Origin of the sequence: Clostridium sp. D53t1_180928_C8, from assembly GCF_015667795.1 — a bacterium.
Taxonomy (GTDB): domain Bacteria; phylum Bacillota; class Clostridia; order Clostridiales; family Clostridiaceae; genus Clostridium.
In genome coordinates this window covers 29,793-38,927 of the sequence record NZ_JADPEL010000032.1, presented here as the reverse complement: position 1 = coordinate 38,927, position 9,135 = coordinate 29,793, and the positions used below count along the sequence as shown (strand labels likewise).

Annotated in this window: 7 protein-coding genes and 2 tRNA genes; 2 read left to right on the top strand and 7 right to left on the bottom strand. The window is 27.5% G+C overall.

Going from position 1 to position 9,135, the window contains the following annotated elements:
• Positions 1–2: 2 nt before the first annotated feature.
• Positions 3–76, bottom strand: a tRNA-Arg gene (locus tag I4V51_RS15205).
• A 126-nt stretch (positions 77–202) separates the two neighbouring features.
• A tRNA-Gly gene (locus I4V51_RS15200) sits at positions 203–276 on the bottom strand.
• 298 nt (positions 277–574) lie between these two features.
• Here I4V51_RS15200 and I4V51_RS15195 point away from each other — a divergent pair.
• The gene (locus I4V51_RS15195; protein ID WP_195989283.1) at positions 575–1,492 is read left to right on the top strand and encodes an aldo/keto reductase; all 918 of its coding nucleotides are present in this window, start codon (positions 575–577) and stop codon (positions 1,490–1,492) included.
• A gap of 106 nt (positions 1,493–1,598) precedes the next feature.
• Here the strand turns inward: I4V51_RS15195 and I4V51_RS15190 are convergent, their stop codons facing one another.
• Complete coding sequence (locus I4V51_RS15190) at positions 1,599–2,159, bottom strand: AAA family ATPase (RefSeq protein WP_195989282.1); 561 nt, start codon at positions 2,157–2,159, stop codon at positions 1,599–1,601.
• 36 nt (positions 2,160–2,195) lie between these two features.
• Positions 2,196–3,899, bottom strand: a complete 1,704-nt coding sequence (locus tag I4V51_RS15185) for a M3 family oligoendopeptidase (RefSeq protein WP_195989281.1) — start codon at positions 3,897–3,899, stop codon at positions 2,196–2,198.
• 259 nt (positions 3,900–4,158) lie between these two features.
• On the opposite strand from I4V51_RS15185, the gene I4V51_RS15180 reads away from it, so the two are divergent.
• Positions 4,159–5,340 carry an MFS transporter gene (locus I4V51_RS15180; RefSeq protein ID WP_195989280.1) on the top strand — a complete coding sequence of 394 codons (1,182 nt, stop codon included), beginning with the start codon at positions 4,159–4,161 and terminating at the stop codon, positions 5,338–5,340.
• Between the two features lie 47 nt (positions 5,341–5,387).
• Here I4V51_RS15180 and I4V51_RS15175 read toward each other — a convergent pair whose 3' ends face one another.
• The 3 genes from I4V51_RS15175 to I4V51_RS15165 form a co-directional block, all read right to left on the bottom strand.
• Positions 5,388–6,230, bottom strand: coding sequence for a MurR/RpiR family transcriptional regulator (locus tag I4V51_RS15175; RefSeq protein WP_195989279.1), 843 nt, complete (start codon positions 6,228–6,230; stop codon positions 5,388–5,390).
• Between the two features lie 14 nt (positions 6,231–6,244).
• On the bottom strand, positions 6,245–7,324 hold the full coding sequence (locus I4V51_RS15170) for a MupG family TIM beta-alpha barrel fold protein (RefSeq protein WP_195989278.1): 1,080 nt from the start codon (positions 7,322–7,324) through the stop codon (positions 6,245–6,247).
• A gap of 144 nt (positions 7,325–7,468) precedes the next feature.
• On the bottom strand, positions 7,469–9,135 hold a 1,667-nt coding region (locus tag I4V51_RS15165; RefSeq protein ID WP_195989277.1), incomplete at its 5' end, for an LPXTG cell wall anchor domain-containing protein.

Below are 9,135 nucleotides of genomic sequence, written 5' to 3'. Positions count from 1 at the left end.
GGTGCGTGTTAAGAGATTCGAACTCCTGGCCCACGCCTTAGAAGGGCGTTGCTCTATCCAGCTGAGCTAAACACGCATATTAAACCCGTTATTAACCTCGCATTACTTCGTCAATTTCGTAACTACGCTCCTCACTTATGATATATAAGTTCCGGTGCATCTTCCTTATTTCCTTATACTGCTAGTTCCTAACATTTTTAAATGGAGCGGGTAGTGGGAATCGAACCCACCTTTCCAGCTTGGAAGGCTGGAGTATTACCGATATACGATACCCGCCTATCGACTACGTTGTTTAGTATATTATCTTTGTCGACCTTTGTCAATATTATTTTAGTATTTTTTATTTTATTTTTTAGCCAAGTATTTAATAGACTATTATTTTACTTAAATGCTATAATGTAAATGATTAACTAGAATTTTATCTAATTGCTTTAGTTTATAAGAATTACACCTTTTTTTGTGGTGTAATCTAATAAAACCTATGCTGCTAGATAAATACTTCTAACCTTTAGATGGATTTAAAACTCCACCTAAATCTAAGAATTCATTTTATATTATGGAGATGATTATACTTATGAAAGAAATAATTATGGCAAATGGTAATATTAAAGCATCTGAAATTGGATTAGGATGTATGAGAATTGCAAACCTTGATAAAAACACTGTTAATAGCTTAATAAATACAGCTTTAGATTGTGGCATTAACTTTTTTGATCATGCTGATATTTATGGTGCTGGTAAATCGGAAGAAATATTTAATGAGGCTATATCATTAACACCATCTCTAAGAGAAAAAATGATTATACAATCTAAATGTTCTATTAGACCTGGTATGTATGATTTTTCTAAAGACTATATTATAAATTCTGTAGATGGTATTTTAAAAAGATTAAATACGGAATATTTAGATATATTATTACTTCACAGACCTGATACTTTAATGGAGCCTGAAGAGGTAAATGAAGCTTTTGAAACACTATATAAAGAAGGAAAAGTACGAAATTTTGGTGTTAGTAATCACAATGCTATGCAAATAGAGTTGTTAAATAAATATTTAACTAATAAAGTTACTATTAATCAACTTCAATTTAGTATTATGCATACTGGAATTATTGATTCCGGGATAAATGTTAATATGAAAAATTCATCTTCAATTGATAGAGATGGATCAATTTTAGAATATTGTAGATTAAAAGATATAAATATACAAGCATGGTCACCATATCAATATGGATTCTTTGAAGGTACATTTATAGATAATCCAAAATTCCTTGAGCTTAATAAAAAACTTACTGAAATAGCAGATAAATATAATGTAAGTAAAACTGCCATAGCAACAGCATGGATACTTAGACATCCTGCTAAGATACAAACTATTGTGGGAACAACAAATGAAAATCGTTTAAGAGATATCTGTACTGCTTCAAATGTAAATCTAACTAGACAAGAGTGGTATGAAATTTACTTATCTGCTGGTAACATGCTACCTTAGAAAATTAAAATAGCATAGAAAAACAACTATAAAAATAAGTTTTATTAAATATAATCTTAAAAAGCTAAAGAACCACAGTTAAACTGAATTCTTTAGCTTTTTTTAATTATAATAAAAATTTGTCTCTTATAATTTTTGCAACAGCATCTGCTTCAAGATTTGTATTATCGATTTTTATATAATTTTCTTTTTGTATTTCATTATCATATGAGTTTAGTCTATAATAAGACTCTAAATTTTTGAATAATTGTTCTGATTGTTGAATATCTCTTTTACTTGGTTTATTTAAAAGCCTATTTTCAGTTTTATTTCTCTTTAATCTCAAATTATAATCTGCTGCTAGTTCAATATAATAAATCTGCGCCCCTCTTAACTTAAATAAATCTTCAACATAATTAATATAATCCCAATCTTCTTTACTATCCAATGCCCACATAAACGTGAAAATCATTCCATATTCATCACTTTTAGAGAAAGCTTCAAAAATTTCTTTTCTAAATAATGTAGTCAATCTATTTCTTTCCTCTGGCATATTTCTAAATAAATCTGATACAATATCAATTGTCATATGATTATGAAATAATTTAAGTCCTGTTAACTTTGCTAATTCTTGACCAACTGTCATTTTCCCAACAGCATGTGGACCAAATATTATTACTAACTTCATCCTGATTGTTCCTCCACTTTACTATAATATTTTCTCTTATAATGTATGAATATATTTTAAAACTTTATCTTTTACAAAACCAATACTACTTTTTATTGTTGATTTTTCAAATGGAGAATGAAGATTAGCTACTTCTAACAATTCCTCATAAGATAAGCTTCCACCTGCTGAACAAAGTTTTCTATAATCCTGCCATGTTTCTTCTCTATTTTCACTCATACGTTTAGCAAATTCCATAGCTGACATTGCTGATAATGCATAACTAATAAGATAAAATGGGAACATATAAATACCCATACTTCTAAATAATGAACTCCCCTTTACCATATACTCCTCAACCTCAGAAAAATCAACTTCTGGACTAATCTCCACCAACCCTTCATAATATCTTCTTGCTCTTTCCTCTGGTGTCTTATCTGGATTGCTGTAAAGCCAACTTTCATACTCATTTATTGAGCAATAAGCTGTAAGTTCAGATAAAGATTGTTCAAGATGCTGGAAACAAAATTTTTCTGCATCATCTCCAAAAAATAAACTTGCATAATCATGAGTAAAATGTTCCATAGTTTTAGAAGGAATTTCTGCAACATCATTTGGCATTTCTGAATATCCAATAAGCTTTTGATTATTTAAACTCATATACATTTGATAGGCATGTCCAACTTCATGTGTTAGTACAGATACATCTTGTATTGATCCTGTACATTTTCCAAAAACATAAGGAAATTTAATATTAAATAATTCTGTACAAAAACCCATACCTGAGATTTTATTAGCAGAAGATGTTACATCAATATAATCATAATCAACCATAGCATTATATAGTTCACTTATATCATTTCCTAAATCTTTATACATTTTCTTTGCATTTTGCCTTAACTTTTCACCATCACCTACCGGTGTTGCATTTCCATCTTTAAATTTATATTGACTATCATATGAAGCAAGCTTTTCTAATCCTAATCTTTTGGCTTGTTCCTTATCTAACATAGAAGAAAACTCTATAACCTCTTCCTTTATATTCTTACAGAACTCTAAAAGTTCTTTTTCTCCGTAATCATGCCTTCCCTTCTCTATATTCATATAATCTGCAAAACTTTTAAAACCATTTACCTTTGCTATTTCATTTCTTACTTTAACTAGCTCAGATAGAATATTTTCAAACTGTTCCTTTTTATCTAAAAATGCTTTATTTAAAGCAATTGTAGCCTTTCTTCTTACTTCTCTATCTTCTCCCCTAATATACTTATCTATTTCTCCTTCACTTAATGCTTTACCATTAAAATTCACTCTAATAGTTGCCTTTAATGCTTGGTACTTCATTATTAATTCCTGCTCTTTTGAAATTAAACTCATTCCAGAAGCTTTAATTGATATAGTATCTTTTAATTTAACTAAAAACTGTTTACCATATTCCTTATCAAACTCATTTATAAATGATGAATTTAATATAGAATTATAAAAATTATTATAATCAATAGTAGCTCTTCGTTGCATACATACCTGCATCTCTTTATTATAATACTCATCTGAACTATCAAGATAAGCTCTAATCATTGCAATTGCTATATTTGTTTCTACATCACTTACAAGCATTTCAAATTTCCTAATAATTTCTTTTAGCTCATCAAAATCTTCTGCACTTTTAACTTTATTTGAATATAAGTTAAGTGTTTCATTAACTTTATCAAAATCTGGTCTTTTATATTTTATCCCCCTAAAATTTACAATATTTTTCATATTACTCTCTCCCCAATATTTATTTTATAACTCTGATTATATGTAATAACACACTATTTATTACATCTTTTAACCCATAGCTCATTTCAATATTATAACATTTTTTTATTTAATTGGATATTATCGCTATAAAGCACTAAAAAATTATTATTTTTATATTAATAATATACATACTATGAATAATATCTTACATTGAATAGTTCTACAAACAATGATAAACTTTATTATATGAAAATAAATATTAACAATAGGAGGACAAATGAAAAGAAAAAATAAATCACTGTTTTTTATTATATTTTTAACTATGTTTAGCTCACTTGCATTTAATATGGCTCATCCAGTTACGCCTATGTTTATCACTAAGCTTGGTTTACCAACCTTTATGTTTGGATTATTCTTCGCAACTATGTCTATTGGAAATTTCATAGGGTCACCATTATTCGGTGCTTTATCAGATAAAAAAGGTCGAATCAAATTCTTAATATTAGGTGCTATAGGATATGGTATAAGTCAGCTTGGATTTGGTTTTAACACTAATCCATTTATAATACTAATATTTAGATTTACAGGTGGCTTTTTTGTAGTAAGTTATTTAACTACATCGCTAGCATATTTAACTGATATAACTACAAAAGAAAATAGGACAAAATATATTACCTACTATGCTGCTGCAAATACAATTGGTGGATCTCTTGGTTCTCTTCTTGGTGGAGTAATAGGTAATAATAACTTTAAATATACTTTCTTTTTCCAATTTATTTTATGTATGTTTTTAGGTGTTTTAGTTTATTTATTATTGGAAGAGCCTCAAAAAGCAACTTCTTCTACCTCTTCTAAATCATACAATTTCAAAAAAGTTAACTACTCTAATATTTTAAATAAAAATTTAATAATTATGTTTATTGTAGTTATTGCCTTTTACTTTGCCTCAACAAGCTATAACTCAACTATTAATTATTACATAGAGGACGTATTAAAGCTACCCCCTACCTTTATAGGTGTGTTTTTAGCATTTGTCGGAATTGTAGGGTTTATTGTGAATTTAATATTTACTCCTTTACTGGCTAAACATTTTAAAGAAATAAATTTATTTAAAGTTATAACTATTTGTATTACACTTTCATTAATATTAATGGTTATATCTAACAATGTTATTTTATTCTTAACATGCGCTGTAATATTTGCATCATTTGCAAGTATACATATTCCATTGCAGCAAAGTATTATTACAAAGCTCTCAAAAGAAAACTATGGTTCCCTTATGGGGATCTTTAATTCATCTAAAGCAGTAGGTCAAGTAACTGGTTCATTAAGCGCTGGATTTATTTTTGATTTAGGAAATAAACTTCCATTCTTACTTTCTGCCATTATAGTTTTCATAGGTTTTATAATATTGCTTTATTTAAAGTCAAGCTTAATTATTAATACTAAAAGCTCATAATAAAAACACTCAAGAATTCTTTATTAAATCTTGAGTGTTTTTTACTTTTATCTTAATTCTTTTACAGCTTCTCTTGTTATTACTAACTTTTCTTCAACATCCTTTATATTACTTCTCGCCATACCTAAAAACAGCATATCTATTATAGCTAATTGAGATATTCTTGAGGTCATAGCACCTTCTCTTAATGATTTTTCAACATATGGTACATGCAATGATATATCTGAAAAACTCTCTAATTTATTGTCAATACTAGCTTTAGTTATTGCAATTACAGGAACATTATTTTCTCTAGCATTTTTTGCACATAATAATACTTCCTTTGTTTCCCCTGAATATGATATTACTACAGCTACATCACCTTCTTGCATTAGTACTGATGATGTTACTTGAAGATGCGTATCTTCATGAACTATACATCTTTTATTTATTCTACTTAATTTATAATAAAAATCTAAACCAACTAAGCTTGATACACCTACACTAAAAATATATATTGTTTTAGCATTTGTTAATAACTCTACCGCTTTATCCAATTCTTCTTCACTTATTAAGTCTACAGTTTCATCTATAATTGAGTGTATAGAACTTTTTACCCCATTAACTATACTTCTTGTACTTAAATCTTTATCTAAATATTCAAACTCCCCATTACTCTTTTTTTCATTTAAACTTATAGATAACTTGATTTTCATTTCATTCAAACTACTAAAACCTAACTTTTTTGCAAATCTAACAACTGTAGGTGCCGATGTCTTTGTTGCTTCAGCAATTTCTTTTGCCGACATATCAACTATTTTAATATTTTCAAGTAACAAATAATCTGCTATAAGCTTTTCTCTATCTGTAAATTTATCATAATTCTGCTTTATATACTGTAGTAAATTCATTTTTTCACATCCTATTACTGATTTATTATATTAAAATAAAACCTTTTTCCATCTCGAATATATTTTAATAAATAAAGTCTATTTTGTAAAATAGATGCTACAACATTAGTTCTTTTATCACCCCTTTGATTTACCTTTAATATCTGTAATTCTCCCATGTATCTTTGATAATTTACATTATCTATAGTTATATCTCCATATTCCTTATTAATTGTATTTACTGGCTCTATTATATTTTCCCCTAAAATAATTCTACTTTCTGCTGCCCTTATAGCATCTCTAGCCTCATCAGTTCTTGATGAATAAATTTCACTTAATAATTTTTTTGTAATTTCATTATTTACCTTTAATTTAATATCTAACTCTATAGCATTCTCTTTTAAATTTGATAAATCTTTTAATTCTTCTAAGCTAGGAAGGGAATCCCCTATAAATACCGAATCATTTCCTAATGCAAATAGATGATTAGCTGCTTCTCTAATTTGTAAGTCTCTATGATCTTCTAATGTAGGTAATCCATCTTTTAGTGGACTTCTTTTTCTATTATTTGATTGAACAAAAGCACAAACTTTAATACCCCTATCCTTCAAAATTTCATTTTTATTAACCATACACTCTTCTGAAATTCCTGTCCCACGTCTAGGGTAAAAATTATGGAGCGCATCTATATTTTTATAATTTGGTTCATACTTATCTAAGTTTTTAAAAAACTCTTTAGTAATTGTTGATGCATTAAGCTGAATTTTAATACCATAAGGATTTTTACTCATTTTTGCAATTTCATATTCTGTATAACCAAAATCTATTCTTATAGTTTTTACCCCTAAATTCACCAATCCTTGTAAGTCCATATTCTCTAATTCTAAAAACTTAAATGTATTAGGGGAAATATCACTTATTATATCCATATTTTTTTCTTTAGCTAATTTAAAAAATTCACTTACTTCAACCTTTAATTTATCATAATTAGCCTCTGGAATATGTAATGAGGTAAATATCCTAGTAAAACCTAATTTCTCTGCCTTAATTAATAAATCAATATTTTCTTCAATTGTATTATCTAATCCAAAATAAACTGAAAAACCTAAACTCATATCTTTAACTCCTAATATAATTTTCTATTTAATTTATATTCTTTAAATTTTCTATATAATTAATATATTTATTAGTGTTTATAATAAAGTGGATAAACTATTTAAAATAACTTATCCACTTTCTATTAATTTCTTTTTAAACTATTAGTTGTGTAATATTTTTTTCTTAAATAACACGACTCCACCAATTACTACCAAATAACCTAATAAAACATATATTATTGAATTATTACCTCCTGTGCTTGGTAATTTATCATTATTATTTGTACTACCATTGCTTGTACCATTATTAGGTTCACCATTAGTTCCATTATTTACATTCCCACTTCCACTATCATCATCTTCTTTTTTATCTTCTTCATCTTCAACACCATTTCCTGGTTTTCCTGGATGAGATTCTTTTAATTCAAGACCTTCAATCGCTTTATTTAATTTATCTATAGCTTCAGTAATCATTTCTTGCTCATCTATTGACATATTATTATTTTCTAATATACTAATAGAATTAGCTATTTCTGAATTTAACAACTCTATACTTTCAATAGTATACTTACTAGCATCTATAGCTTTAGCCTTATCTACTAATTCTCTAAGTTCACTTTTATCTGCCACTTTTACAAGAGCCTTCATTGCATTATTTAAATTACTTAAAGCATTATCAACTTCTTCTTCAGTAGCTTCTTCATTTTCTTTTACAGCTTTAGCTTCTTCAATTGCAGATACTAATACATCTTTACCATTTTCTGTATATAACTCTAAATCAATGCCTTCAGCTTCAATAATAGCCTTACACAATTCACCTTTTTCAGACTTTAATTGTAAATTCATCATAGCGTTATATAGCTCTTCGTAAATTTTATAAACATCAATTTCTGATGCATCTTCTACAACTAAAATATCATTAGCTAATTGTAACGCATTTATAAACCCTTCTTTACCATCACTTAGGAATCTATCTAAATCAATTTCTTCAGCCATTCTTACTAAATCTGCTAAATTATTGATATCCCCAACTGGAATTCCTAGCTTTTTATATTCAACTAAAATATCATTATATGATTTTGCTATATCTTGAACTGTTACATCCTTATTTTCATAAACTGAAATTGCAACCTCTAAAGCATTATTGAAAGATATTTTAATTTCTTCTTCTACTTCTTCTAATATTCCATCTTCTACTTTTGAAGTAGCTGCTTCTATAGCTTTTTTAAGCTCTGTTTTATTTAGTAATACTAAATTTTCTTTTGCTAATGATAGTTCTTCTATAGCAACTAATATTTCTGTCTTATTAGCTTCCTCACCTTTGTTAGCTACAGTTACTGCATTTTCATAAGCCCTAACAATATTATTCCATGTTGTAGTTTGGTAATGAATACTTTCTTCTATATCTTGACTATTTTCAACAATAGTCTTTGTAGAATTAATTAACTCATTTAACTCACTAAGTTCTGCTTCATAGCTTGGAACTTTTACCGGTTCAAGATTTAACTTTTTAAGTCTTTCATTAAAAATAATTATTTGTTTACGATGTTTTTCGGCATCTAATCTAGCAACTGCTTCTCTTGCATATCTTAAATTATCTTCTGTATCTCTTTCTTCTGCAATAGTTATTGCCGTATCAATTTTAGAATATACAGATTGTAAAACTGCTTCACCAAGATAGCTTGTAGGATTATATAATTTTAAGTTTTCAGTTACCATTTGTGATACATTAGCATCTAAGGCTTCATTATTATCATGAATTATTGATTCATAAACTAATGTTGGAATAGTTCCTAATGTTGCAGTTGTAAATTTATTTCCAAAGAATG